General features: G+C 60.7%; 18 protein-coding genes. 4 read left to right on the top strand and 14 right to left on the bottom strand.

The window, feature by feature from the left end:
• Nucleotides 1-76 precede the first annotated feature (76 nt).
• Nucleotides 77-1296, top strand: a protein-coding gene (locus K4O48_RS05100; protein WP_222910989.1) for an IS3 family transposase whose coding sequence is annotated in 2 segments (ribosomal slippage) — nt 77-425 and nt 425-1296 — 1221 coding nt in all. Because the reading frame shifts where the segments join, the coding sequence is not laid out codon by codon here.
• Nucleotides 1297-1524: 228 nt separating this feature from the next.
• The gene (locus K4O48_RS20435) at nt 1525-1755 is read left to right on the top strand and encodes a hypothetical protein (RefSeq protein WP_248495708.1); all 231 of its coding nucleotides are present in this window, start codon (nt 1525-1527) and stop codon (nt 1753-1755) included.
• A gap of 56 nt (nt 1756-1811) precedes the next feature.
• On the opposite strand, the gene K4O48_RS05105 is transcribed toward K4O48_RS20435, so the two are convergent.
• From K4O48_RS05105 to K4O48_RS05135, 7 genes are all read right to left on the bottom strand, one after another.
• Nucleotides 1812-4865 (bottom strand): multidrug efflux RND transporter permease subunit, encoded by a 3054-nt coding sequence (locus K4O48_RS05105; protein WP_222910990.1) that lies wholly within the window; start codon nt 4863-4865, stop codon nt 1812-1814.
• Nucleotides 4866-4892: 27 nt separating this feature from the next.
• On the bottom strand, nt 4893-6059 hold the full coding sequence (locus tag K4O48_RS05110) for an efflux RND transporter periplasmic adaptor subunit (protein WP_222910991.1): 1167 nt from the start codon (nt 6057-6059) through the stop codon (nt 4893-4895).
• A 317-nt stretch (nt 6060-6376) separates the two neighbouring features.
• On the bottom strand, nt 6377-7426 hold the full coding sequence (locus K4O48_RS20660) for a methyl-accepting chemotaxis protein (protein ID WP_409518938.1): 1050 nt from the start codon (nt 7424-7426) through the stop codon (nt 6377-6379).
• 692 nt (nt 7427-8118) lie between these two features.
• Nucleotides 8119-9213: a DUF1513 domain-containing protein gene (locus K4O48_RS05120; RefSeq protein WP_222910993.1), complete on the bottom strand. Its 1095-nt coding sequence runs from the start codon at nt 9211-9213 to the stop codon at nt 8119-8121.
• Between the two features lie 2 nt (nt 9214-9215).
• Nucleotides 9216-10289, bottom strand: a complete 1074-nt coding sequence (locus tag K4O48_RS05125) for an imelysin family protein (protein WP_222910994.1) — start codon at nt 10287-10289, stop codon at nt 9216-9218.
• Between the two features lie 39 nt (nt 10290-10328).
• Nucleotides 10329-11741, bottom strand: a complete 1413-nt coding sequence (locus K4O48_RS05130) for a di-heme oxidoredictase family protein (protein ID WP_222910995.1) — start codon at nt 11739-11741, stop codon at nt 10329-10331.
• Between the two features lie 165 nt (nt 11742-11906).
• Nucleotides 11907-13265: an imelysin family protein gene (locus K4O48_RS05135; protein ID WP_222910996.1), complete on the bottom strand. Its 1359-nt coding sequence runs from the start codon at nt 13263-13265 to the stop codon at nt 11907-11909.
• A gap of 189 nt (nt 13266-13454) precedes the next feature.
• Between K4O48_RS05135 and K4O48_RS05140 the strand changes: the two genes are divergently transcribed.
• Complete coding sequence (locus K4O48_RS05140; RefSeq protein WP_222910997.1) at nt 13455-14027, top strand: LemA family protein; 573 nt, start codon at nt 13455-13457, stop codon at nt 14025-14027.
• A 42-nt stretch (nt 14028-14069) separates the two neighbouring features.
• A complete protein-coding gene (locus K4O48_RS05145; RefSeq protein WP_222911996.1) occupies nt 14070-14915 on the top strand; it encodes an E3 ubiquitin ligase family protein in 846 nt (281 codons plus the stop codon).
• A 45-nt stretch (nt 14916-14960) separates the two neighbouring features.
• Here the strand turns inward: K4O48_RS05145 and K4O48_RS05150 are convergent, their stop codons facing one another.
• The 7 genes from K4O48_RS05150 to K4O48_RS05180 form a co-directional block, all read right to left on the bottom strand.
• Nucleotides 14961-15644, bottom strand: a complete 684-nt coding sequence (locus K4O48_RS05150; RefSeq protein WP_222910998.1) for a spermidine synthase — start codon at nt 15642-15644, stop codon at nt 14961-14963.
• A gap of 63 nt (nt 15645-15707) precedes the next feature.
• Nucleotides 15708-17768, bottom strand: coding sequence for a bifunctional diguanylate cyclase/phosphodiesterase (locus K4O48_RS05155; protein ID WP_222910999.1), 2061 nt, complete (start codon nt 17766-17768; stop codon nt 15708-15710).
• A 191-nt stretch (nt 17769-17959) separates the two neighbouring features.
• On the bottom strand, nt 17960-18601 hold the full coding sequence (locus K4O48_RS05160; protein WP_222911000.1) for a TetR/AcrR family transcriptional regulator: 642 nt from the start codon (nt 18599-18601) through the stop codon (nt 17960-17962).
• Between the two features lie 371 nt (nt 18602-18972).
• Entirely contained in the window at nt 18973-19797 is an 825-nt protein-coding gene (locus K4O48_RS05165) for a DUF5020 family protein (RefSeq protein ID WP_222911001.1), read from the bottom strand.
• Nucleotides 19798-19875: 78 nt separating this feature from the next.
• The gene (locus K4O48_RS05170) at nt 19876-21375 is read right to left on the bottom strand and encodes a uracil-xanthine permease family protein (protein ID WP_222911002.1); all 1500 of its coding nucleotides are present in this window, start codon (nt 21373-21375) and stop codon (nt 19876-19878) included.
• A gap of 220 nt (nt 21376-21595) precedes the next feature.
• Nucleotides 21596-23146, bottom strand: coding sequence for a cation:proton antiporter family protein (locus K4O48_RS05175; RefSeq protein ID WP_222911003.1), 1551 nt, complete (start codon nt 23144-23146; stop codon nt 21596-21598).
• Nucleotides 23147-23464: 318 nt separating this feature from the next.
• Nucleotides 23465-24811 carry a nucleobase:cation symporter-2 family protein gene (locus tag K4O48_RS05180; RefSeq protein WP_222911004.1) on the bottom strand — a complete coding sequence of 449 codons (1347 nt, stop codon included), beginning with the start codon at nt 24809-24811 and terminating at the stop codon, nt 23465-23467.
• Nucleotides 24812-24938: the final 127 nt, after the last annotated feature.

Raw genomic sequence — 24938 nt, forward strand, 5'->3', positions numbered from 1 at the left:
GAGCGGGGCTTTTTTATGCCTGTTGTCCCGTCCTGAATAAGGTTTACACCTTCGGCCCGAGAATCTGGAGGTCTCGATGGATCAAGGTGTAAAGCGGACTCAGCGTGATTACTCGCTGACTTTTAAATTGGCTGTGGTTGATCAGATCGAAAAGGGCGAGCTGACCTACAAGCAGGCACAGGGTCGGTATGGGATCCAAGGCCGGTCTACTGTTTTGGTATGGTTGCGTAAGCATGGTCGGCAGGATTGGAGCCAGGGGGCCTCGATTCGAGCCGACAGGAGCCAAACCGTGGCCGACCCGAAAGATCTGACGCCCGAGCAACGCATCAAGGAGCTGGAGCAGCAACTGCAGTTCGTGAGCCAGAAGGCCCAGTTCTTCGAAGCTGTGGTCGATGTGTTGGAGAAAGATTACGGCGTTTCGATCGTAAAAAAGCGACCCGGCAAGTCCTCTCGCAAGAACAAGTCAAAGGGCTGACTATCGTCAGGGCTTGCCAGTTTCTTTCCATCAGTCGTCAGGCTTACTACAAGCGCAACCGTGCCGCTGATCAGCGCCATATGCAGGCCGAGCAGGTGGCTCGCTATGTCGAACGAGCTCGGCTACGCCAGCCGCGGATCGGCACGCGCAAGCTGCATCACCTTCTGCACAACCAGCCCGATAACAGCCTGAAGATCGGGCGCGACCAGCTATTCAGGATCTTGGCCGAACGTCGTCTGCTGGTGCTGCCCAAGCGCGCGTACCACAAGACTACCCATAGTTTTCATCGGTTTTATCGGCATCCAAACCGGCTCAAGCCTGGCCCCGAGCAGATCACGGTGGCTGCGCCTGAACATGTTTGGGTGGCTGATATCACTTACCTACCTGCTCGAAGTGGTCCTCTGTATCTAAGCCTAGTCACTGACGCCTACTCACGAAAGATCATCGGCCATCATGTCCATAAGGGCTTGCATGCCGAGTCCGTGGCGATCGCCTATAGGCAAGCACTGAGAGGGCGCCAGGGTCATCAGGTGCTGGTCCACCACTCTGATCGCGGCATCCAATATTGCTCGGCGCTTTATCAGGCGCTGCACAAACGCCACGGTGTGCAGTGCTCAATGACTGACGGCTACGACTGTTATCAGAACGCGCTTGCGGAGCGGGTGAATGGAATCCTGAAGAACGAACTGCTGCTTCGCAGCCCCAATGATTTGGAACAGGCTAGAACGATGGTCAGCGAGGCCATCAGGATCTACAACACGGAGCGGCCGCATCTGGCCCTGAAATACAAAACGCCCGATGCGGTGCATCGGGCGTTTTAGGGACCGAAATCCAGCTGAAACGGTGTAAACCTATTTCAGGACTAGACATGTCATTCAATGAATCCAGTCGTTTCGAATCGATGCTGTGACCCTGCGTAGTTGAACGAGTCGACTGCTGAAGCTCGCATCCTTTCCAAGATGTGCGCCACTTGTCATTTTTTCGCGCGTCAGCCAGATATGTCGTCTATGGTGAGCTTCTCGATTCACCTAATAACAAAGGCTTGCGCAATGAAGCTTGAAATTGCACGAGGACTTTTTCTGGTCGGTTCACTGGGTGTCGCCTCCCTGTGTGCGGCCGCATGGAGCGAACCGGACGCGCGGGTTATAGCGCGGAGCGATGTGAGCGATTACTGTGCAATTCCACGCGAAGCCAGCGTTTCGGTGTTGGACGTTCGACCTGATCATGACCTGCTGTTGTTCATGTACGGTTTGTCGCAAAGCTTGGTGGGGCGAGGCTAACCGCAACTGCATTGACCCGTCCGCCAGACGATGCGGACGGGTCACATCACCCGTCGTCAACGAGCCGCTGCTGCTGCCTGCGTCGCAACGCGTTCCGGGCTTGCCAGTACGGTATATACAGCCGGTAGCACGAACAGTGTGAACAGCGTGCCCACCGTCATGCCGGTGGCGATCACCATCCCGATATCGAAGCGACTCACGGCTCCGGCTCCGCTAGCGAGTATCAGCGGAACCATGCCGAATACCGTAGCTGCGGTGGTCATCAGCACGGGCCTGAGTCGAATTGCCGCCGCTTCCTCCACCGCTTCGCGACGACTCATGCCCTGTTCCCGGCGCAGTTGGTTGGCGAATTCGACGATCATGATTCCATGCTTGCTGATCAACCCGATCAGCGTCACCAGCCCGACCTGGGTGTAGATGTTCATGCTCGACAGCCCGAGAAACAGCGGCACTAGCGCACCGCAGATCGACAAGGGCACCGTAACGAGGATGACTAGTGGATCGCGGAAACTCTCGAATTGTGCTGCCAGCACCAAAAAGATGACCGCCAACGCAAGCGCGAAGGTCGTGTACAGGGCAGTGCCTTCCTGGATGTACTGACGGGACGCACCTGCATAGTCGTAGGTGAACCCCTGTGGCGCTTCGTCCTGCGCGATGGTGCGCAGCGTATCGATGGCTTCGCCCATGCTGACGATCGGAAAGCCTTGAATGGTGGCGGCATTCAGTTGCTGGAACTGGCTCAGTTGAGTCGGTCGCGCACGGTCACGCACAGTGATCAAGGTCGACAGCGGAACCATCTCGCCCTGGTCATTCTTTACGTAGTAGTTGCGCAGCCAGCCAGGATTGTCCCGGTAGGCCTGCTCGACCTGGGCGATCACCTTGTAGCTGCGGCCTTCTATGGTGAAGCGATTGATCTCGCTTTCGCCGAGTAGGGTCGCCAACGTCACGCCCAGATCTTCCATCGTCACGCCCATCTGGGCTGCCTTTTCGCGGTCGATGTCGACTACGATTTCTGGCTTGTCGAATGCGAGGTCCACGTCGAGAAAGGCGAATTTGCCTGATGCCTGCGCCTTTTCCTTGATGCGTTCGGTCACCTGAAGCAACGACTCGTAGTCGCTCGCCGTGTTGATCACGAACTGGAAGGGCAGGCCTTCTCCTGTGCCTGGCAGGGATGGCAGGTTGAAGCCGAAGACCTGCAGGCCAGGAATCTTGTCGATCTGCGCCTGGACCTCGGGCAGCACCTCCATTTGAGTGCGGTCCCGCTCGTCCCACGGCGTCATCAAAAAGCCGCCAATACCGCTCTGCACGCCGTTGAAGCCATTGATCTGGAACCAGGAGTAGTACTCCGGGAAGGCCTGGAAGATCTCCAGAAACTGATCCGTGTAGGCATTGAGGTAATCGAGGTTGGCGGTCTGAGGCGCGCTGGCCATCATGAAAATAATGCCCTGATCCTCCTCGGGCGCCAGCTCGCTTTCGGTGAACTTGAGCAGTACGGGGATCAGGCCGAGTACGAGCACGGCGAATACCAGCACCACCGGGCGGGTGTTCAAGGTGCCGTGCAGTGCATGCTGGTAGCGCAGCTTCAGCCGATCGAAGATCAGATCAAGCCGGTGTGCAAGCCCCGAGGGATTTTCTTCGTGGCGCAGCAGGCGCGAGCACATCATCGGTGACAGCGTCAGCGCCACCACGCCGGAGATCAGCACCGCGCCGGCCAGCGTCAGCGCAAACTCCTGAAACAACGCGCCGGTCAGGCCCTGCAGGAAGCCGATCGGTGCATAGACGGCCGCCAGGGTGATGGTCATGGTCACAACCGGCATGGCGATCTCGCGAGCGCCGTCGAGCGCGGCCTGGAAGGGCGTTTTGCCTTCTTCTATATGGCGATGAATGTTTTCCACCACCACGATGGCATCGTCCACCACGAGACCGATCGCCAAGACCATCGCCAGCAGCGTCAACAGGTTGATCGAATAGCCCATGGTCTGCATGAAGAACATCACACCGATCATCGACAGCGGGATGGTGACCACCGGTATCAGTACCGAGCGGAGTGAACCTAGGAACAGGAACACCACGACGATGACGATCACCACCGCTTCGGCGAGCGTCTTGACCACTTCATCGATCGAGGCCTGAATAAAGCGGGTGGCGTCATAGGCGATGGTGACTTTCAGGCCTGGCGGGAGTTGCGATTCGATCTCCGGCATCACCGCACGCACTTCGCTGATGACATCCAGCGGGTTGGCGCTAGGGGTTCCCTTGATGCCGATATAGACCGAGGGAATGCCATCGAACGAGCTGATCGCGTTATAGCTTTCAGCGCCCATTTCGACCCGCGCCACATCCCCAAGCAGCACGCGGCTGTCGCCCTGGGTCTTCAGGGGAATGGCGGCGAAGGCTTCAGGGGTCTTCAGTTCAGTATCGGCGTTGATGCTGGTGACGACGTATTGGCCTTTCACCTCCCCAGCGGCGGCGAGGAAGTTGTACTGGCGTACTGCCTCGTTCACATCGGCGGCGGACAGGCCATAGGCAGCCAGCTTCACCGGGTCCAGCCAGAGGCGCATGGCGAAAACCTGGTTGCCGAGGATCTCCGCTTCGGCCATGCCGGGCAGGGTGGCCAGTTTGGGCTGGATCACGCGCGACAGGTAATCGGTGATCTGCGGGTTGCTCAGTTGTTCGCTGTAGAAACTGATGTACATGAGCGCCGTGGAGTCGGCGGCCTGTTTGTTTAGCACCGGGTCCTCAGCGTTCTGCGGCAGCTGGTTCTTGACCGAGTTGGCCTGGCTCAGCAGCTCCGTATAAAGACGATCGGTGTCGGCCCCTATACGGGCGTAGACGGAAATGATTGAGACGTTCTGCTGGCTGACCGAGGTCATGTAATCGACGCCCTCAGCGCTGGCCAGACTCTGTTGCAGCGGTTGCGTGATATAGCCCTGAATGGTTTCGGCGTTAGCGCCGGGATACGCGGTGGTGACCGTAATCAGCGCGCTTTCCATCTGCGGGTACTGGCGAATCACCAGGCTGTTGAACGCCTGAAAGCCAAGCAGCACGATCAGCAAGCTGATCACGCTGGCCAGCACGGGGCGGCGGATGAAGGGATCGGTAAAAGCCATGACGATCTATGTCCTGTAGTCGGCGCCCTAGCGGGCGTTGGACTCGCTATTTGGCTCAAGTTCGAGCGTGCGCTTCTCGGCGATGGCGACATGCGCGCCGTTGTCCAGCTTGAGCTGGCCGGCAATGACGACCTGCTCACCCACATCGAGCCCTTCGAGGATCACGACGCGGCCGTCGCGGCGCTCTCCGGTCTTGACGAAGCGGCGCTCCACCACCAGATAAGGTTCGCTGCGCTCGGGTGCTTCAGTGACCACCTCGGTATCGTCCTCGGGGGTAGGCGCCTGTCCTTCTTTAACTACCAGCACCGAATTGCCGTAAAGCGTGTACGTGATGGCGGTTTCCGGTACGACGACCTGCGGTTCTTCGCTGGGTAGTAAGACCTGCAGATCGGCAAACATACCGGGCAACAGGCGCTCGCCGGGGTTGGCCAGCTCTGCACGCACTTGCACGTTGCGGGTGGTGATCTCCACCTTGGGATTGAGCGCAACGATCTTGCCCTCGAACTGCTCACCTGGAAACGCGGCGACCTGGAGGTGGACGGGTTGCCCGATGGCCAGCAAGGGCACCTGTTGCTCGGCCAGGTAGAAGTCGACGAACAGTGTCGATAAGTCCTGCAGCGTGGCAATGGGGGTGCCTGCGGCGACGAAGTCGCCGACATCAACCTGGCTGATGCCGATGGTTCCGGAAAACGGTGCAAGGATGCGCTTCTTCGCCAGGCTGGCCTTCAGCTGTGCAACCGTGGCCGCCGCTTTTTGTGATTCGGCGTTGAGTCGATCGAACTCGCTGCGTGAAATGGCCTGACGGTCAACCAGGCTGCGGGCCCGTTCGAACTCCACTTTCGCCAGGTGCAGATCGGCTTGGGCAGCGGTCAGGCTGGCCTGCTCGATTTCGCTGTCGAGCAGGACGATCGGCTGACCTTTGCTGACCTTTTCTCCAGAGCGGAACTGCACAGCGCTGATGGTGCCGGCAATTTCCACCGAGAGGTCGATGCCCTGGGACGCGGTCAGCGTTCCAATCGCCGGAAGCCGGCTTTGCCAGGGCAGGCGGCTCGACTCGACAACCTCAACGTTGATCGGCGGCTTCGGTGCCTTGAATTGCTGGATTTGCGAGTAGATGGAGTTGAACTTGAAGGCGGCGAGGATCAGCACTACGACGATCACCGCGCCCAGCATGAGCAGCATGCGGCGCAACATGTTCCGTGTTCCTTGGATAGAAGCGAGCCGGCTGGCTACTGCCAAGAAAAATGAGGCAGCCGTTCGGGGTGCACACAAGAAGCCGAGCGCCGCCGTGATGCGGGCTCGGCTAGGGTTGTTCCGACCAGAGCGGCCAGGAAGCAGCGAAAGTAGCTCCGAACCCGGCGCGTGTAAAGCGATAGGTCGACCCGCCGATGGCGGGGTTTTTCAGCCTAGGCGTCGGACCGGGCGACGCCTGTGGATCACCCACCGCGCGCCCGGTACCTACGGGGCCACGGCGCCATCCGTGGTGGCACCGTAGAGTCAAAGCGGCCGTGTCAGCCGGCGAGACGGTGCGTCACTTCGCTGAGCTGGGCCGACAGACCATGCAGGTTTTGACTGGCCTTCTCGGTGCGCTCGACATTGTCCTGGTTGGTAGTAGCGATGGCGGTGATTTCGGTGAGGTTGCGCGAGATGTCTTCCGCAACGGACGTCTGCTCTTCGGCGGCGGTAGCGATCTGCCGATTCATGTCACGGATCGCCTCCACTTCATGAGTGATGCGCTGCAGCATGCTGCCCGCTTCGGTGACCTGTTCCACGCCCTCATCGCTGCGAGTCTGACCGCCCTCGATCGCGCGCACAGCATCCACCGCACCGGTCTGCACGGTATCGATGATCTGATGAATCTCGGCAGTCGAATCCGCCGTGCGCCGGGCCAGGGTTCGCACTTCGTCGGCGACAACCGCGAATCCACGGCCCGCATCACCGGCGCGAGCGGCTTCGATGGCGGCATTCAGTGCCAGCAGGTTGGTCTGATCGGCAATGCCACGAATGACTTCCAGGACTTTGCCAATGCGCCCGCTGTCCGCCTCTAGCCGGCGAATGACGTCGGCGGTGTTGCTGATTTCACCGCGCATCTGGGTAATTGTGTGGATGGTTGAACGCATCATGTTCTCGCCCTGCTGAGCGGAATGATCTGCCGCATCGGCAGCGCGCGCGGCTTCGGCGGCGTGGCGGGCAACTTCCTGTGCAGTCGCCGACATTTCGTGCATGGCGGTCGCTACCTGATCGGTGCGGGAAAATTGCTCGCGAGTGCCCTGGCCCATGAGCGTGGCGATGGCGTTCAGTTCGCCGCTGGCGCTGTCCAGGTCGGTCGTGCTGCGTTGCAGACGAGTAAAGGTGTCCGCGAGGAAGTCGCGCAAAACGTTTGCCGCGACCGCCAGGCGGCCCAGCTCGTCGGCGCGACTGGTATCCACGCGCTCCTTGAAGTTGCCCTGGCTGAGATTGGCAATGTGATCGATCAGATGACGGATCGGGTTGATCAGGTTGCGATTGACCAGCCAGAGGCTGAGGAGGCCGATCAAGACACCACCGGCCAGCATGATCAACGTACCGGCAATGATCGCCTGGTCGGCAGAGCGGCCGATCGACTCGGAACTGCTCAGCGCCGACTCCCGAAGCTGATCGACCAGTTCGCTCAGCTGTTCGCCGGTAGCGCGGTCGATGCCTTTAACGGCGTTGTCGCCAGCAACCGGATCGTTGCCGGCGGCGACAAACGCATCCAATCCTGTGCGATAGGCAGCGCCCAACGCGCGGTGTTCGTCAGCGAGCGTTTGGATCTGACCGGCCAGCGCTGCATCGTGCTGACTGGCCTGTACGAGGGTGCCGAGTAATGTCTGCACTTTGCGCTCTTGGTCCTCGAAGCGTTGCCAGTTTTTGGTCCGGCTCTCTGACGAGGTGCCGCGTAGCAACACGTTCTTCCATTCCTGCACCTGGACCTTGAATTCCAGGTTGGCCTCATTGATCAGGCGCGAAGCTTCGACCGGGCCCTTGAGCAATTGCTGGAAGGCGGCGATGTCTTTGGAGAGGAATGAAAAACTGGCGAGTGCGATGATGAGTGTCAGCAGCAGGCTGCCACCAATCAGTGCTAACAGCTGAGCGCGTAGGGATTGTTTCAGAAACATCGGGCGTTCTCGTATCGAAAGATGCCCTTGCGGTTATCGCAAGGATACGAGCGGTCCGTCCTGTGACCGCTAGGTCAGATAGCTTGTCGACCTGCCGTTTCGATACTTGAGGCTTTTCAGACCAACCGCAGGTGGTTGTCCCAGAGCCCGGCGGGCAACGCGAGTGGCGTGCTGACAAAGCTGTCCGAACGGCAATCGATCCGTCGGCAACGACCCTGGCCTGAGCTCACCACGAACCCGTCATTGACCGCAGCGACCCCGGCGCAGTCCGGCAAGTGGACTTCATCGCGCAACGCGGCGGTATCCAGGTCCCAGATGAAGACCTTGTTACCGCGCGGTGCGGTGACAGCCAGCAGGCGCAGCGCATCATTGATCGCCAGGCTTGCGGTGTATTGATTCATGGTCTGACGTTGGGCCTCGCCCAACGGGAAGGCCTGGAAGGACTCCCCGGGTCGTTTGATGGCCACCAGCGGCACTTGGTGCATGGGGTCGCCTTCGTATTGCTGCCCGGACACCACGGTGCCGTCTGCGGCAACTGCCAAGTGGCGCACGCTGTTCATCTGCTCGGGCAACTGCTCTTTACTGATCAGGGTGCCGTCGCGACGCACCAGCACCAGGCTTGGTTCCATGGCGTCGAGGTTCATCATCTCGCGGCTGTCAGCTTCGGTGCGAATACCACCGTTGGCGATCACCAGCGTCTCGCCGTCCGGCATCCATAGCAGTTGATGCGGCCCGATCCCGTGCGTCGAATGCTCGTCTATGCGCACGAGTCGGCGATCCTCGACGCGGTACACGCCGAGTACACCGCGGCCCGCATCGGTAGTGTCATTTTCAGTGGTGTAGAAGCGATCACCGCTGGCATGGAACACGCCGTGGCCGTAGAAATGCCGATCCGCTGGCGACGCCAGAACCTGCAGTAGCGTGCCGTCGCGGCTATCGACCAGATAGCTCTCCCGGCTTGGGCGACGACCCACGAACACCGCCAGCGGCAGGTGCGGGTGGGCATACACGTCATGGCAGCGCTCGTTGACCGGCGTGGCGAATACCCGGCTGCCATCGAGCCGATAGCCGACCGCATAGTGGCGGCCATCGACATCATTGCGTGCAGAGAGCAGCAACGGTTGCGTGGTGTGTCGCGCGAGTGTCCAGCCGCCGACCGCGGATGCGGCAATCAGCGCACTGCCCAGACCGAAAAAGGCGCGGCGCTTCATGGTCAGTCTCCGTCGTGGGCATTGAAGCCAATCTGTACACCCAAGGCCCGCGCCAGCTCGTTCTGGTGCAGGCGATGCAGGACGTCTAGCTCCTGGTAAAGCTCGTCCAGCCGTGCGCGGCCGGCTTCGTCAGCGATCAGTTCGCTGAACGGCAGCATGATGTCCGCCACGTGCTTGCGAGTGGTCGCATAGGCAACATCGATGCGCTCGACGAGCTCGGCTTGCTCCTTGGGGATCAACCGTTTGAAGCCATTGTCATCGCTGCCTTGCCACAGGTGCTGAGCGCCCGCCAGCGTCGCGTCGAGGCTGCCGAGCGTAGCGTCACTGCGCCAGGCCTCGGCTTGGAACGGTTGCGGGAAACCCTTGCTTTGACGGCCCAGTGGCGCGCCCAGTTTCTTCTTCAGGCCATCCAGGGCGGTGACCTGAACGCGCAGCAGGTCGGCGATCGCCTCTTGAGCGTCGGCGTAACGCTCGTTGGGAAACTCGCTCAGTTGGGCCGCGAAGCCGTCTTCGCCTTCCCACGCCTGGAGCATGTCCGCCGTCAGCTTCTGCTGGTGCGTGCCAATGGCCTCAAGCAGCCGGCAATAACGCGCCTTGTTCTGGCTGTCGCTCAGGTCGACTGCCTTGTCGTACAGCACGTATTCGTAGGCTGAAAGCCCCTGCAGGACGACGCTGCCATTCTCCAGGTCAGCCTGGGTCAACTCCGGTTTGTTTTTCAGCAGCGCGGTCACCTGACGACCCACGAGGTTCTTCTTGTCGGGCCAGAACTGGACTTGCCAGGCACGGTTGCCTTCGCCCATCGGCCCCACCAGCATCGGCTGCAGGCCTGCCCACGCGAACTGCGCATTCAGGAAAGCCTCGCGGGCGTCGCCTAGCTCCTCGTTGCCAGCACAAAACGCAATGCCGCTGGCGGCCAGGCGACGGTTGGTTTCGGCCCACTGGGTGTAAGTTGGAAGCAAGACGTCATCGGCCAACGCCTTGCTGGTCTCCGCATAGGGATCGGAGGGGGCGCACGCGCTAAGCAGCAGACCCAGTGCGGTGAAGGTGAACGCGGAAAGGTAGCAGTTGGGGTTCATGTTGCTCCTCGACAGGGCGGGACGGCGGACAGTCCGGCGCTAGAGTGATTCCAGAAAGGCCAGCAAGGCGCTGCGTTCATCATTATCGAAGCCAAGCACCGACTGCTTGGCCTGTTCCGCTTCGCCGCCGTGCCACAGTATGGCTTCGAGCAGGTTGCGGGCACGCCCGTCGTGCATGAACTGGGTATGTCCGCTGACTTGTTCAGTCATACCGATGCCCCACAACGGTGGCGTACGCCACTCGCTGCCGGTGGCCTCGAATTCGGGACGGTGATCGGCGAGCCCAGGTCCCATGTCGTGCAGCAGCAGATCGGTATAGGGCCGGATGACTTGATTGGCGTGCTCCGGCTCCGCGGCATCACCCGTGGTAAATGTCGGCACATGACAGCTCTGACAACCGGCGCGGTGGAACAGCGTCTTGCCGGCAAGTACCTGGGGGGCATCAACGTTGCGCCGCGCCGGTACGCCGAGGTTTCGGGTGTAAAACAACACCATGGCAAGAATGTTGTCGCTGACTTCTGGGGTGCCGCCATCGGGCATCGCCCGGCAATCGCGCTGTCTTTCGGTACAGCTGCTGCCGGTCAAGAGGCTGCTGGTAAGCCCCATGTCGTTGAAGAACGCATCGGCGTTCTGCTGGTTCAGGTTGGGTTGTCCGGCCTTCCAACCGAAGCGGCCCAACGCACTCTCGCCGGTGACTTGATCGTATACGCGGTTGGGGCGGCCAGAAATGCCGTTACCATCGCGGTCGTCCGGATCGGCGTTCGCCAGCAGGGCAGATTCAGGGATGGCTTCCAGCAACCCGAGCCCGATCATCGCTGGGGCCACGCGGACAGAGAACTGAGTCTGCGGATGCATCTGGCCGTAGCCCAACTCGGTAATCGCCAGCCGCGGAGACCGCAGCTCCACTTCGAAGCCGTCGGCGAAGCGTTCGGTTCTTGTCTCGTAGCTGATCCGCACCTTGCCTTCGGGTTTCACGCCCGGAATAGCCATATCCTGCAATTGGCCGCCATAGGTGGGTTCTGGGGCGATGCCGCGCTGCCTGACGACTTCGGCGTGCTCCGGCCCGGCAGGAATCGACAGGCGCACCAGCGTCGACACTGCATTCCCTTCAGCGCTTTGCGGAGGGTGTCCGCGTCCATCCTTTATATGGCAGCTCTGACAGGCATTGGTGTTGATAAGCGGGCCGAGACCGTCGCGGGCCGTCGTGGAGGAGGGGGCGATCACCCAGGGATTACGGAAAAAACTGTTGCCCACGCTGAAGTCCAACCGGCGCACCGGTGACAGGTTGGCCGAAGGCATCGAAAAGGCGTTCTGATCAAACTTCATGACGGTGGCGTCGCCAGCGGAGCGCGCCTCGCCGGGTTCGGCCTGCGTGAAGCGTGGCGCTTGGTCCCCACATCCAATTAGGCCCAAGGCCAGGAAAGCGGGAGCGGCGCGTAAAAACGGGTGCATCGGGTAATACCAGTGCGTGACAGGGCGGCAATCTTAGCAGGCTAATGGAGCTTGAATAAGAGGAATTTGCATTTGAGGGATGAGCGCAAGAGGTCAGGATGCGATCATTGGCCCAGACGAAAAAGGGCGGCATTGCGCCGCCCTTTCGTTACAACGGACGCCTAATCAGAACTGATGATCAGCGGTGTCCGGGTTCAGATCGCTGATGCCCAGTGCGGCGGCCGCTTTCTCGATGGATGCAGTCTGCTGCACCAGCGCGGCGATCGCGGCGCGCACCTTCTCCTGACCTTCACTGTTGTCCGGACCGATCAACTGATCGAAGGCTTCGCCGTTGTCGGCGCTGGTGACCAGCACTTGCAGCTTGGCTTCGGTGGTTTCCAGATCGGTCTTGAGCGTGCTGTTGAGTTGCGGATCGGTGCCTTCTACCAGCGACGCCAGGCTCGGGCCGCTGAGCGTACTGCCATCTACGCGCTGATATTCGCCGAGGTAGACGTTGCGAATACCTTTGGCGTTGAAGAAGTGCGAGTTATGCGTGTTGTCGCTGAAGCAATCGTGCTCGTCTTCTGGCGAGTTGGCTTCCAGTGCAACCTTCATGCGCTCGCCGGCCAGCTCGCCCAGCGACAGGCTGCCCATGCCGAAGAACATCTTGCGCAGACCGTTTTCGGCGGATTCGCTTTCCAGGCTGGCGCGGTAGTTATCGGCGCCGTCTGCTTTCCACTCGCCGACCATTTCTTCCAAGTCGTTGACCAACAGCTCGGTGGCCGCCTTCAGATAGGCGCGGCGGCGGTCGCAATTGCCGCCAGTGCACCCTTCGCCTTCGATGAAATCGCTGACGGGACGCTCGCCGGCGCCGGCGTTGGTACCGTTGAGGTCCTGACCCCAGAGCAGGAACTCGATGGCGTGGTAGCCAGTGGCAACGTTGGCTTCCGAACCGGCCAATTCGTTCAGACTGGCCAACTTCTCGCCGGTGATTTCGCTGACATCGACCTTGTCTTCGCCAATCTGCAATTCCTTGTTGGCGATGATGTTGGCGGTGGCGCCAGGGTTGCCGAGCGCGTGCTGATAGTCGCCCTTGACGTAGTCGATCATGCCCTCGTCGAGCGGCCAGGCGTTGAGCTGGCCTTCCCAATCATCGACCACCGGATTGCCGAAGCGGAACACTTCGCTCTGCATGTAGGGAACACGCGCGGCCAGCCAGGCGCTCTTGGCGGCGTCCAGCGTTTCTTCGGTCGGATTGGCGAGCAGCGCATCTACGGCTTTTTGCAGTTCCAGTGCGGTGCTGTGCGCGTCGCTGAAGATAGCGTGAGCCATGTCCGCGTAATGCTTGACCACGGCCTGCGCGGCCTCGTTGGTTACGGCATCGGCCGCAGTTTCTGTTGCTGGCGCGCTCGCTGCCGGCTCGCTTTGGGTGGTGGCTTGTGGCGCGGCAGCCTGGTTGGCTGGCTCTTTGTCTTCGCCGCAACCAGCGAGTGAAATGGCAACAGCCAAGAGGCTGGCGGTGGCCCAGACGGGAGTGCGTAGCATGGCGGGTTCCTTTGCGTGCAGGGTGGTATGAGCTGTTCGGCAGCGACGCTGCGACAAACTGATGCAGACCATAATGCGAAAGATTTGCATTTTGTGCAAAGAAATTGCGTGGAGCAGGTCGCGTATCCCATCAAGCGCAGTCGCTAGAATGCCGTCTTCCAAGCCCGGACATCCTACGGAGATGCCTTGATGAGCGTGAGCGCTGCTGTCGTGTGTGTACTGCTGTTTCTTGCCGCTGCTTATGCCGTGGTTCTCTACAACGGGCTGGTGCGCCTCAAGCATGGCGTGAGCAAGGCCTGGTCGAATATCGACGTGCTGCTGCGTCAGCGCCACGAGGAGTTGCCCAAGCTGGTGGAGACCTGCAAGCAGTACATGCAGCATGAGCGCAGTACGTTGGAACAGGTCGTCCTGGCGCGTAATGCTGTAGCTGCTGCACGTGACAAGGGCGATGTCGGTGCGCTGGGGAAAGCCGAAACCGGCCTGCGTGCCGGTCTGGGCCAATTGTTCGCGCTGGCTGAGAACTATCCGGAGCTGCGTGCAAATGAAAGCTTCCGTCATCTGCACCAGCGCATCAGCGGTCTGGAAAGCGGTATCGCGGATCGGCGCGAGTTGTACAACGAATCGGTCAATCTGAATAACGTGCGCATCGAGCAATTCCCCGATGTGCTGTTGGCTCGCGCGTTCGGTTTCCGGGATGCGCCCCTGCTGCAGTTCAGCGAGGTGGAAAAGGCGGATGTCGACCTTAAACCGCTGTTCGGTTGAGCAGGAAATAGATCGGTGCTGCTAACCGCTGTGGGCGTAGCGATGTGTCTGGCGGGGGGCTGGTTGTGGATCAGTCGCTGGTCAAAGGTGCGTCACTTGCTGGACACGCCCACATCGAGAATTCGCTCGGCGGCACAAGGCTATGTCGAGCTGGCTGGCGTGCTTCGCACCCACTCGGACGTGCCGCCATTGATGGCGCCCCTAACCGCCAAGCCCTGCCTGTGGTGGCGCTATCGAATCGAAGAGTATCAATCCGGAGGCAAGCGCAGCAGCTGGCGGGTGGTCGAACGGGGCTGCAGCGAAGGACTGCTGCGACTGTCGGATGCGTCCGGCGACTGCCTGATCGACCCTCGCGGTGCGGAAGTGCTGCCGGCACGACGCGATTGCTGGACCGGCAACCAGCGCCACCCCCGAGGTATGCCATCCGGTGGCGTCATGGCATGGCTGACGGGGCATCGCCAATATCGCTACACGGAGGAACGCTTGCACGCCGATGAGCCGCTGTATGCCATCGGCGATTTTCGGACGACAGGCGGCGGACGGCAGGGCCTTGATCTGGACGTCGCTCAGCGGGAGGTCGTACGGGAATGGAAAGATGACTACGCCGGACTGCTGCAGCGTTTCGACAACAACCGCGATGGTCAGCTCGACCAGGCGGAGTGGAGCCGCGTGCGTCTTGCTGCCAGCCTCGAAGCGCAGGACCGGCATCGCCTCGCCAGCTCCGAGGCAGCGGAGCATCGACTGATGCGCCCGGAGGAGCGTTTGCCGTTTGTGTTGTCCAGTCATGGCGAGGAAGTGCTCGCTCGGCGCTTTCGCTGGCAGGCAGCGGGTGGCGCGCTCCTGTCACTTATGGGCGCGTGGATCCTGGCGGCGCAGGTGGTCGGCTAAGAGGGTTGTGGGCTCCGGCCCACTCGCTGCGGCTCGCCGAGCGATTCAGCTGCGTTTCTGCGCGATCCAAATGGTGTGTCGCGTGCCACGGTTGCCGTGCGCGAAGACCTGGACCTCTTCGGCGGTAAAGCCTGACTTGCTGAGCCGCTGGGAGAAAGCCTGGTCAGCGCTGGCCGACCACACCGCAAGCAAGCCTTTAGGCCGCAGTGCCTTGGCGCACGCCTCCAGCCCGGTCGACGAGTACAGCCAGCTGTTGCTCTTGCGGGTCAGCCCTTCCGGGCCATTGTCGACATCGAGCATGATCGCGTCGAAGCCCTTTGGCTCGCTGTTCACGATGTCCGCGACATCACTGCGGACCACGCGGGCGCGTGGATCATTGATGGGCATGCCGGCTTTTTCGCCCAGCGGGCCGCGGTTCCAGTCGATCACACCGGGTACGAGTTCGGCGACGTGAACTTCGGCGTCGCGGCCGAGATGTTTGAGCGCTGAGGCGAGGGTGAACCCCATTCCCAGGCCACCAATCAATACCCGCGCGTTGGGGCGATCGGCGATTCTCTTGCAAGGAATTTCCGCCAAGGCATCCTCTGAACCGTGCGTGCGCGTGTTCATCAGCTGATTGCCATTGCCACCCTGAATCTTGATGACGAAGTTGTCACCGTAGGCGAACAGGCAGAGTGCGCCGCCGTCATCCGGAATTGCGGCGGTATCGATCAGTACAAAACGCTTCATGAAGGTTGCTCGTGGCTGGCAGAAAGGGCGTGACGCTAGGGCGCTCGCCCATCGAATCCCGCGTTATTGCGGTTCCGAATTGAAGCGGCGTTCAAAACGCAGGGATTGCCGGAGCAGAGCGGCTAGCTCGGCTGCCGGCAGTGGTTTGCTGTAGTAATACCCTTGGCCTTCGTTGCAGCCTTCGTCGATCAGGTAGCGTTCCTGCTCCGCGGTTTCGACGCCCTCGGCGATGACCAGCATGCCTAGGCTCTTGCCCAGCTGGATGATGGCCCTGACGATGGTTGTGTCGCCTTCATCGGCTGGCATGTCGCGAACGAAGCTTTTGTCGATCTTGATCTTGTCCAGCGGCAGGCTCTTCAGATAGCTGAGCGAAGAATAGCCCGTGCCAAAGTCATCGATCGCAATCAGCGCGCCGGAGCGACGCAGGCTGTGCAGGTTGTGTGTGGCGGCGGCGATGTCTTCCATCAGGCCGGTTTCCGTGACTTCCAGCTCCAGTGTTTCCGGCGGAAGGCGATGCGTCTTGAGCAGATTGCTGATCATCAGCGGAAGCTCGGCATGGTGCAGTTGAACGGTCGACAGATTGACCGCCATGCGCAGCTCGCTGAAGCCTTGCTGGTGCCATTCGCTCAACTGCCGGCAGGCTTGGTCCAGCACCCATTCGCCAATGGCGATGATGCTGCCGTTCTGCTCGGCGAGCGGGATGAAAATATCGGGCGGAACCATCTTCCCGCTCGGGTGCGACCAGCGTAGCAGCGCTTCGACGCCTGTGATGCGCTTCAGCTGGTAGTCAATCTGCGGCTGGTAGACCAGATGAAACTCGCCACGCTTTACGGCTTCAGCCAGGTCGTTCTGCAATTCCCGGCGCGTTCGCATTTCACTGTCGATGCTCGCCACGTAGAACTGATAGCGATTGCGCGAGCGATTTTTGGCCAGTGTCATCGTCTGCTCGGCTTTCTGTAGCAGCTTCTCCGTGTTGTCGCCGTCTTCGGGGTACAACGTGATGCCAATGGTGGCGCGCAACCGGATGTGCTGATCATCCAGCGTGACCGGTCGCTCCAGGTCGTCGAGTACCTTCTGCGCCAGCTCCGCGGCTTCGTACGGCTGTTCGAAGCCGAACAGCACCAGTACAAACTGGTCGCCCCCCAGGCGGGCAAGCGCTCCGACACGACCGCTCAGGCTGCGCAGGCGATCCGCCAGCGCAACCAGCATGCGGTCGCCGTTCTGATAGCTGAACTGTTCGTTCACGCCTTTGAAGTCATCCAGGCCGAGGCAGAGCACGGCCACGCGGCGCTGCAATCTGGCCGCTTCGCCGAGAATGTTGTCGAGCTGTTGCTGGAGTTGTTGGCGATTGGGTAGGCCGGTCAGCGAGTCGTACTGAGTCATCCGTTGCAGGCTGCTCTCTGCGGCATGGCGCAGCTGCATGTTGTGCTCGATGGATGCGAGCAGACCGTTCGCTGTCTCGACCCATAGACCCAGCTCGTTTCGCTCATGCCCCTTTGGCATCGGCAATGAGTGCTCGCCTGGACGGCCCGGATTGATGCGGGACATATGCTCGATAAGCTTGGTCAACGGGCGCGTCAGCAGCCACTCGTAGATCAGGTAGAGCAGCAGGCCCAACACCAGGGCCCGCAGAATGCCGACCACGAAGATTACCGCCGAATCGCTGATGAACTCTTCGCCATACGGCGCGGTGTCGAGCGTGATACGCAGATCGCCATAGTATTCGTTGTACGGCGGGCGGCCGATCAGCGGAATGCTGAAATCCTGGTCGCGGCCAAGTACCGGATCGGTAAGCCAGCGAGAGGGGGCTGGCATGAGTGGGCGGGATTTGGACGCGAGGGGTTCGTCGCCCGGATGCCCGATTGATGCCTTGCGAATCGACTCGTGCTGGAACAGCCCTTCCATGACCTGCGCGCCCATTTCCCGGTCCAGGCTGTAGATCGCCTGCGTAGAAGGATCACGGGTCATGCGCAGGATTCGCTGGGCCTCCGCAGCGATCAACTGGCGGGTTTTGTAGGCATCGAAAACAATTTGCGCGCAACTCAGTACCAGCCCAACGGCCAGCGCTGACAGCAGAACGATACGAAGCAATTTCCGCGACAGGCTGTTGCGCAATGCGGTCAAAAGAATTTCCTTTTTCCGAGCCGGTGCCCAGCGCAAGTATTGGTCGTCATAGTGGAGGCGTCAAAGGCGGGACAGTGCTTATAAGGCAAAATGTAATCACAACCCGTGACGGTTAGCAGAGGCTTGTTCCTGTCGTTCCTGCGGCCGAGTGAACGCATGGAAGCCTCATTCTAGACAGCTTTTGGCGATAATTAAATGACTTGTGACTGGTTAGTCACCGGCGCGGTCTCCTTGACCTCGCAGCCCCTGATGACCATACGAATAATTGTTTCGGCGGCGGCTTCATAATCCGCGTCATCGAGCGTCGCCTTGCCTGTCACCGCGGAAATCTGCCAGTCGAAGTCGGCGTAGGTCTGGGTCGCTGCCCAAATACTGAACAGCAGGTGGTTGGGGTCCACCTTTGCCATCAGCCCCTGGTCGATCCAGCCCTGGATACGGGCAACGTTGTGGCTGGCCTGAGCATTTAGCTGCGCCGCCCGCTCGGCTGGCAGATGCGGCGCACCGTGCATGATCTCGCTGGCAAACACCTTAGAGGCGCAGGCGTGCTCACGGGAAATGCGGATTTTGGTGCGGATATAGGCGCGGAGCACATCAGCCGGTTCGCCAGGCTGATTGAACGGAGCAGATGCCTGCAGCAGCGGCTCGACGATGCTGTCGAGCACCTCACGGTAGAGGTTGTCCTTGCTCTTGAAATAGTAATAAACGTTGGGCTTTGGGAGCCCGGCGCGGTCGGCAATGTCGCTGGTCTTGCTGGCGGCGAATCCCTTCTCGGCGAATTCTTCGCTCGCAGCGCGCAGGATCAGTTCTTTGTTGCGCTCACGGATACTGGACATAGAGCCTGTTCGATTCACGGCCACCCAGGCGGGTGGCCTGCTGCGGCATGCTAGCACCGGGCTCGCAGGCGTCTCAAGGCAGCGACGCGCAACGAACTTCGGTGAAAAAAATGACTGAGGCCGCGGGCCTGGCAGTGGTCGGCGATCAGTAATGTAGCGCGCTACTCAACGAGGCCCGGCGCGTAAGAACTTCATGTCGGTGTAACGCTTGAGGCACAGCGCGGGTGCTTCGACCAACCGCCATCACAGCACGGCGAGGCACAACGTGATAACCATGCTCGACAGGGCGAACACCGCGAGATTTATGTCAGCGACAAACCAATGGAAGAAAGGCAGCCATTAGGCTGCCTTTCTTCGTTCGTCGGGCTCTATCAGAAGTGGGCTTTGACTAGCAGGCTGGCGGTGTTCTGGTCAGTGGGGCCCACAAAATTGCGGCTGACGAAACCGCCATCCTCAATGCCGTATTTGTCCGACCAGTAGTCATACTCGATACCGACGTAGAGCTTGCCCGGTTCGCCATCCAGCGCCTTGCCCAAGTCGTATTTAATCTGCGGGTTGATGTGCAGGTTTTTCGAGATGAAGTTGCCGCGCCGCTCAGAACCCGCGTCATTAACGACCCAGTCGATGAAACCGTCGAAGAGGATGTCGGATTTGCCCACCGGGAACGTCAGCGCCCACGTCGGCGTAACCTGCCATTGGCCGCCTGGCTTGCCGGTAGTGCCGTCGGGTTTGCGGTAATAGACGTTGATGGCCAGACGGTCGAAGCCTGGCACCTCGAGGTCCACCGCCGGGCCGAGCAGGTAGTTCTGGTTCGGTACACCATTGGTGCTCTCGCCACGTTCGTAGGTTGCGGCGAGCAACACGTCCTTGATCGGGCCGAAACTCATCTCCTGGCCGCTGAGTTTGCCCAGCGAGAGGCGAGGACTGAACTCACCGTAGTAGGTGTGACCCTCTCCGCCTGACAGGCCGTTGTACCACTTGCTATCGACAAACAGGAACATGTCGCCCCAGTTCCAGCCACTAGCATGCTCGAAGGTGATGGTCTGCTGGATCTCGCCATCATCGATCTTGTAATCCTTGCCATACAGGTAGGACAGGCTGTTGTTCTGCCAGTGCAGCATGCCGTCAGCAAAGGCCGGGGCCGCGAACAGGCCGGCGGCTAGCGCCAGTGAGAGGGGTGCGAGTTTGAAGTTCATGCAGGTGCCCTTCGATTTTGTTGTTGTAAGGATGCGGGGTTGCGCCTGGCCTCGCCGCGGCCAGGCGCAGGCGGCGGATCAGCCGGTGGGGGTCAGGTACTGATTGGGATCGCTGGTTGTAGCCTTGGACGTGGCTTGGGAGTAGTTCGGGATATTGACCGCCAGGGTGTTGGTGCCGATCGAGTCCTCGATCAGGTTGTCCGGATCGTATTCCTCCATTTCTTCCGGCTCGCGAGGCAGGAACAAGTTGAGCAGGATCGCGCTGAACGCACCGATGGTGATCGGCGAGCCGAAGATGTTCTTCAGGACTTCGGGCAGGTTGGTCAACACGTCTGGCACGGCAGCAACACCCAGCCCAAGGCCGAGCGAGATGGCCACGATAAGCATATTGCGACGATTCAGACCGGCTTCAGCGAGGATCTTGATGCCCGCGATGGCAACGGTGCCGAACATGATCAATGTCGCACCGCCGAGTACCGGCTTGGGCATCAGCTGCAGCACACCGCCGACGACCGGGAACACGGCCAGCAAGATCAGAATGCCGGCGATATACAGCCCGACATGGCGACTGGCGACGCCGGTCAGCTGAATCACACCATTGTTCTGGCTGAAGGTGGTCATTGGCAGGCTGTTGAACGTAGCCGCCAGCAGCGAGCTGCAGCCGTCGCCGAGAATGCCGCCTTTGATCCGCTTCATGTACAACGGGCCTTTGACCGGCTGACGCGAGATCATCGAGTTGGCCGTCAGGTCGCCGGCGGTTTCCAGCGGCGTGATCAGGAAAATCACCGCGATCGGAATAAAGGCCATCCAGTCGAAGGCAAAGCCGAACTTGAACGGCTGGGGAACGCTGACCGCAGGGAGCGTGGCGAGGCTCGAGAAATCCACCATGCCCATCATCCAGGCGGCCACGTAGCCCACCACCAGCGCAACGATGACGGCGGATAACCGCAGCAGTGGAATACCGAAACGATTGAGGACCACGATGGTACCCAGCACCAGGCCCGCCAATGCCAGATTGGGTAGCGCGCCGGGATTCTCGGCGCCATAGCCGCCTGCGATATCTGTCATCGACACTTTAATCAGCGACAACCCCATCAGGCTGATGATGGTGCCCGTCACCACGGGTGTGATGATCCGGCGCAACTTGTCGATGCAGCGGCTAACGGCAATCTCCACGAAGGCGGCGCAGAAGCTCACGCCGAACAGCGTGGCGAGGATGTCCTCCGGGCTACCGCCGCGATTCTTCACGATGAAACCGGCCGCCAGTATCACGCTAAGAAAGCCGAAGCTGGTGCCCTGCAGGCAAAGCATGCCGGCGCCGACCGGCCCGATGCGTTTCGCCTGAATAAAGGTGCCGATGCCCGAGACGAACAGCGCCATGCTGACCAGATAGGGAACGTAGTCGCCCAAGCCAAGCACGCTACCGATGATCAGCGTAGGTGTGATGACGCCGACGAAACTCGCCAGCACGTGCTGTATGGCGGCAAAAGTGGCGGGAACAGGACCCGGGCGATCTTCGAGCTGATAGATCAGGTCCTGATTGGGAGCGTCACCGCTCCTGGGTTCGGTTGCGGTCATGAGTAAGCCTGCCATTCGTTATTGTTCGGTCATGGGCTTTCGAGGTTGCACGGACCTCTGTCACTGATCGCCGAAAAGTTGTTCGGACGGTCAGGATGTGCCTGACTATAACAACCTGTGAACAGGCTTTTAAACAATTAATTTGCAAATTGTGCACAATTCTGCCGAGCGACAGCTGAGCCAGAAGCCGCCCTTGGCCAGCAGGGCTGTCCCGTCGGGCTCAGCGCTTGGCTAGCAGTTCCTGGGCGACGTTTTCGGCGAGGCCCGCGCCGGCTTCGCTCATGGTCAGGTAGGTGTGATCGGCGCCGGCTTGCTCAATTTGCTGGGCGATGTCTTCATACATGGCGTGCGAGACGATCAACCCAGCGAAGCCTTTGCCGCGAAGTTTGCGGGTTGAAATGATCTTGGCCTCGGCGTCATTCATCGCCAGGATCACTGCCTCGACGTTGTTCATCTCCAGGCTCTCCCAGAACATCTGGTCTTCGGCGTCGCCGAAAAGCACGTTCCGGCCGCGTTCGCTGCTCTTCTCAACCGTGACGGGATCGGAGTCGAGGCTGACCAGGCGCCAGCCTTTACCTTGCAGGTGATCGTAGGCGGCACGCCCAGTGCGCCCCATGCCCATGATCAGAATCTGCGCATCGCCCAGCGAGACCGGCTGTTCGTCGGGGTGGCGGATGTTGCGCTCGAGGGGAATCAGCCGTTTGGCGAGTCGATCGTATAACGGGTGGGAAATACGGTTGAGTTGAGCGGAAATCACGAACGACAGTGCGACGGTGATTGCCAGCGGCGTCAGCCACGCAGGCAGCACCACGCTGGCGACGATCAGACCGAACTCGCTGTAGTTGGTCAGGCTGGACGCGCTGAGAAAGGCGCTGCGCGCGCGCAGGCGGAACAGTAGAAAGAGGAAGAAAAACAGCGCGCCTTTAAGTGGCAAGAGCAATGCCACCGCGCCGGCGAAGAGCATGGCGCTCATGTCTGGCAAGCCGCCGATGCCGATCTGCAGGAAAAAGCCGACCAGAAAGACTTCCTTGATCGCCCATAGTGAGTTGGATAGCTCAGTGGCGCGCTTATGCTTGGCCAGCATCGCGCCGAATGCCAGCGCACCCAGTTCAGAGCTGAGGCCGACATATTCGAAGCCGAGACCACCCGCGACCAAGGCCAGCATCAGGCCCAACAGCACCATCAATTCCTCATGGCCGCTGTGATCAAGCAGGCGGAACAGCAGAGGACGCAGCAGCGGCAGGCCGAACACCAGCAGGGCCCAGGCCGACGGTACCTTGCCGCTGGCGATGCTCATCACCACCAGTGCAATCAAGTCCTGGATGATCAGCACGCCGATGGCGACCCGCCCATGGAAGGCTCGTAGCTCGCGCTTGCCTTCAAGGACCTTCGCGGCCAGCACGGTGCTGGAGAACGACAGCGCAATCGCCAGCAGCAGGCTTTCGCGGAAACTGATGTCGAGGAAGACCAGAGTGGCGGGCAGAACGACAAGGCTGGAAATGCCGAAGTGCAGCAGGCTGCCGCCTATCACCTCGCGCCGCACCAGGTTGCCCAGTTTGAGCTTCAGCCCGACGGTGAACAGCAAGAGCAGCACGCCCAGGTGCGCGAGGTGCTCGAGGATCACGCTGTCGGTGGGGCCAACGCCGAAATAATCACCGAATCCGGCAAGGGCGAAACCCGCGCACAGGTAGCCAATCAGCGGCGGGAGTCCTATCGCACGCGCCGCAAGGCCGAGGATGAACGCGAAAGCGATCCAGGTTGCTTCGATCATCGATCAGTCCTTCAGCAGTCGGTGCGGGGCGCAGGGAGGCGGGGCATTTTAACGACGATGCACGGCTTGTCGAGTGCCGCGGTGCAGCGGAAAAAAGCAAGCCCGCACATGGCGGGCTTGCTGTTCACTTAAACGGTAACGGCTCGCGGGGCGCTTCTGATTTTTGGGCGCGCCGTATCCCGCATTCGCCGCGGGGGGGGAGCGCCCACAGGACTGGTGTGAATCTGTTGTTTTCGTGGGAGGCCCGACCTCGGGGCAAACTTGCTTAAGTAAACAGCGTTGCGCGCGTGACGGGCTTGCTTGCAACGAGCGGCACCGTCAGCGGTGAGCACCGGTCAAGGCATGGCGCTCGGGTCCGACAAGTACGTTGAACAGCAGGTTGAGGCTTACCGCGCTGATGGTCGCCACCGCAATGCCGCTGTGGGTGATCGGTTCCATCCAATGCGGCAAATGTGCGAAGAACTCGGGACGCACCACAGGCACCATGCCAAGACCGATGCTTACCGCGACCAGCAGCTGGTTGCGACGGTCACCGATGTCGGCTTCCTGCAAGATCTTGATGCCGGTGGCCGCTACCATGCCAAACATGGCGATACCTGCGCCGCCAAGCACGGCGGCAGGAATCGAGGCGACCATGAACGCAGCTTTGGGCAGCAGACTCAGGCTAATCAGGAACAATCCGGCAATAGCAGTGACGTAACGGCTGCGTACGCCCGTCATCTGCACCAGGCCGATGTTCTGAGCGAAGGACGAATGGGTGAAGGTGTTCATGAAGCCGGCGAAAAAGGTTGCGCCGGCATCGCATAACAGCCCGCGACGCAGTTGCTTGGGATCGACGTCCTGCCCGGTGATCTTGCCCAGCGCGAGAAACATCCCGGCGGATTCGACGAAGATGATCACGACCACCAGACACATCGACAGGATCGGCGCGAGCAGGAACTGCGGCGCGCCAAAGTGATTTGGCGTGACCACCTGGAACGCCGGCGCCGCGCTGATGCCGGACAGGTCGACCATGCCCAGGCTGCCGGCTAGCACGTAACCCAGCGCCATGCCGACCAACACCGAGACATTGACCCAGAAACCGCGCATGAACTGGTTGATCAGCAGAATCACGGCGAGTACGGCTGCAGCAACGCCAAGATAGGGCAGGGCACCGAATTGCCCGGTGCCGCTGCCGCCACCCGCCCAGTTCACCGCAACCGGAAACAGCGACAGGCCGATGGCGGTAATCACCGTGCCGGTCACCAGCGGCGGGAATAGCCGGACGATCTTGCACACGAACGGGGCGATCAACAGCCCGAAGAAGCCGGCAGCGATGGTCGCGCCGAAAATCCCGGTCATGCCCACGCCCGGCATCCCGGCCATCACCACCATGCTGCTGACCGCCGCGAAGCTGGCCCCCATCATCACCGGCATACGGATGCCCACCGGACCGATGCCCAAGGACTGCACGAGCGTGGCAACGCCGGCCACCAGCAAGTCGGCATTGATCAGAAACGCGATTTCGTCCCTTGATAGCCCAGCGGCCTGGCCCACGATCAGCGGGACGGCGACAGCCCCGCCGTACATCAGCAGCACGTGCTGGAAACTCACCAGCAGCATCTGCAGCAAGGGCAGCCGCTTATCGGTGGCTGGCGCGGTTTCCCGCTCGGTCACATCGTTCATGCAAAACACCTCGGACGCTTTTGTTATTGGAGGGTCGCGACGGCCCCGCTGAACGTGCGGGGCTGTTAATGGTGGTGGAGTTCTATTTGGGCCGCACCGCTTTCAGCGGTGCAATGGCTGGCTGATT

Origin of the sequence: Pseudomonas sp. DNDY-54 (assembly GCF_019880365.1) — a bacterium.
GTDB classification, from domain to species: Bacteria; Pseudomonadota; Gammaproteobacteria; order Pseudomonadales; family Pseudomonadaceae; genus Stutzerimonas; species Stutzerimonas stutzeri_P.

What these genes read in the sequence shown, in the direction of transcription:
- K4O48_RS05140 (WP_222910997.1), top strand. Translation starts at nt 13,455, where the DNA reads ATGAGCGTGAGCGCTGCTGTCGTGTGTGTACTGCTGTTTCTTGCCGCT.
- K4O48_RS05110 (WP_222910991.1), bottom strand. Translation starts at nt 6,059, where the DNA reads ATGTTGCGCCGCATGCTGCTCATGCTGGGCGCGGTGATCGTCGTAGTG.
- K4O48_RS05135 (WP_222910996.1), bottom strand. Translation starts at nt 13,265, where the DNA reads ATGCTACGCACTCCCGTCTGGGCCACCGCCAGCCTCTTGGCTGTTGCC.
- K4O48_RS05150 (WP_222910998.1), bottom strand. Translation starts at nt 15,644, where the DNA reads ATGAAGCGTTTTGTACTGATCGATACCGCCGCAATTCCGGATGACGGC.
- K4O48_RS05105 (WP_222910990.1), bottom strand. Translation starts at nt 4,865, where the DNA reads ATGGCTTTTACCGATCCCTTCATCCGCCGCCCCGTGCTGGCCAGCGTG.
- K4O48_RS05145 (WP_222911996.1), top strand. Translation starts at nt 14,070, where the DNA reads ATGTGTCTGGCGGGGGGCTGGTTGTGGATCAGTCGCTGGTCAAAGGTG.
- K4O48_RS05120 (WP_222910993.1), bottom strand. Translation starts at nt 9,213, where the DNA reads ATGAAGCGCCGCGCCTTTTTCGGTCTGGGCAGTGCGCTGATTGCCGCA.
- K4O48_RS05160 (WP_222911000.1), bottom strand. Translation starts at nt 18,601, where the DNA reads ATGTCCAGTATCCGTGAGCGCAACAAAGAACTGATCCTGCGCGCTGCG.
- K4O48_RS05180 (WP_222911004.1), bottom strand. Translation starts at nt 24,811, where the DNA reads ATGAACGATGTGACCGAGCGGGAAACCGCGCCAGCCACCGATAAGCGG.
- K4O48_RS05130 (WP_222910995.1), bottom strand. Translation starts at nt 11,741, where the DNA reads ATGCACCCGTTTTTACGCGCCGCTCCCGCTTTCCTGGCCTTGGGCCTA.
- K4O48_RS05125 (WP_222910994.1), bottom strand. Translation starts at nt 10,289, where the DNA reads ATGAACCCCAACTGCTACCTTTCCGCGTTCACCTTCACCGCACTGGGT.
- K4O48_RS05165 (WP_222911001.1), bottom strand. Translation starts at nt 19,797, where the DNA reads ATGAACTTCAAACTCGCACCCCTCTCACTGGCGCTAGCCGCCGGCCTG.
- K4O48_RS05175 (WP_222911003.1), bottom strand. Translation starts at nt 23,146, where the DNA reads ATGATCGAAGCAACCTGGATCGCTTTCGCGTTCATCCTCGGCCTTGCG.
- K4O48_RS20435 (WP_248495708.1), top strand. Translation starts at nt 1,525, where the DNA reads ATGAAGCTTGAAATTGCACGAGGACTTTTTCTGGTCGGTTCACTGGGT.
- K4O48_RS05170 (WP_222911002.1), bottom strand. Translation starts at nt 21,375, where the DNA reads ATGACCGCAACCGAACCCAGGAGCGGTGACGCTCCCAATCAGGACCTG.